Annotated in this window: 2 protein-coding genes; one reads left to right on the top strand and one right to left on the bottom strand. The window is 63.4% G+C overall.

What is annotated here, in order from left to right; translation table 11 throughout:
• Positions 1-776: DMT family transporter (locus RMN95_RS01955; RefSeq protein WP_309615281.1), on the bottom strand; the 776-nt coding region annotated here is incomplete at its 3' end.
• 71 nt (positions 777-847) lie between these two features.
• Between RMN95_RS01955 and RMN95_RS01950 the strand changes: the two genes are divergently transcribed.
• A partial coding sequence (locus tag RMN95_RS01950) for a LysR family transcriptional regulator (RefSeq protein ID WP_309615280.1) occupies positions 848-1,387 on the top strand: 540 nt, incomplete at its 3' end.

Below are 1,387 nucleotides of genomic sequence, written 5' to 3'. Positions count from 1 at the left end.
TGCAACCACACAAAAGAGATCAGCACCGCTACCGCGGGAACCAGATAGAGCAACGAGGTCGACGTCACCACGGGCAGCCGGGCGACCGCGTAGCCCCACAGCACGAATCCCACGGCTGAGGGAAGCACTCCGAGGTAGACGGCGGCGATCCAGGCCGGCCCGCTGGCTGAGACCAGTTGATCCCAGCCGAACGGGACGAAGGGGAGGGTCATGAGGGTTCCTGCCACCATTGCGTAGGTGGCGACCTCGGCAGCGGCGTACCGCCGCAGCAACGACCTCGACAGCGGGTGGTAGACACCCTGGACCACCATCGCGGCAACGACGATCCATACCGCCGAGTTGAGGCTCAGCCCGGCGCGAGCGAGGCAGACGAGGGCAACACCCGCGATGGCCAGAGTGCTGCCCGCGAGGCGGATGAGGGTGAGCTTCTCCTTGAATGCGACGGCCGCGATCCCCACGGAGACCAGCGGCGCTGCCGCGACGATGATGCTCGCTGTTCCGGCGGGAACGTGCAGTTCACCCTCGTTGAGAAGCAACTGGTAGGCCGTCATGCCGAAGAATGCGCAGAGGGCAATCAGCGCGAGGTCGCGCGGCGCGGGTATCCGAATTTTGAGCAGCGGAGCGAGGATGAGGAGCACGATAGCGGCGACAACCAGCCGCACGAATGACAGGCCGATGGTGCCGAGTTCTGGTGCGGCGACTCGAATCGCGGGGAAGGAGCTTGCCCACAGCAGTACGACACCCAGCCCGGCGAAGAGAATCTTCGTTGTCTTCATAGTCGAAGCATGCTCGCCGAAATTAGTTATGTCTATTTACTTTTTATTGGCATGAGCGTAAACCTAGGTTTGTGTTAGATATTCGGAAGTTACGCATGCTGGCAGAACTCGACCGGCTGGGGACGATCGCCGCCGTCGCGCGGTCGCTGAATCTCACCCCTCCCGGAATCTCAATGCAGCTGGCCACCCTGGAACGCGACGTTGGACTCAAGCTCACTGAGAAGCAGGGCCGGCGGATCGTCGTCACCCCCGCCGGGCACCTCCTTGCCAGGCACGGGAGCGCCATCGTGGACCTGCTCACCGTCGCCGAGATGGAGGCGACATCACTGCGCGAGGGCGCGTCCGGCACGTATCGAGTCGCCGCGTTCCCGACCGCCGCGCGAACAATCATGCCCGGCGCCTGGGCCTTGCTGCGTGCCAGATCGGGAGAGGGAGTGCAGCTTCGAATCATCGAGTTGGAACCCAGCGAGTCAATTCCCGCGCTGATGAGCGGTGACGTGGAGCTCGCGCTAGCCCATGGCTACTCGAACATGCCACCCATCACCGGCGTCGGACTCGTTGTCACGGAGATCGCATCGGAGACAGTGCGGCTGGCGGTAAAACGCTCAGAA

The sequence above is a fragment of the Salinibacterium sp. genome, assembly GCF_031364185.1.
Lineage (GTDB): Bacteria > Actinomycetota > Actinomycetes > Actinomycetales > Microbacteriaceae > Rhodoglobus.
Note: the sequence above shows the minus strand (reverse complement) of the source record. Positions and strands in the feature narration are given on the sequence as shown.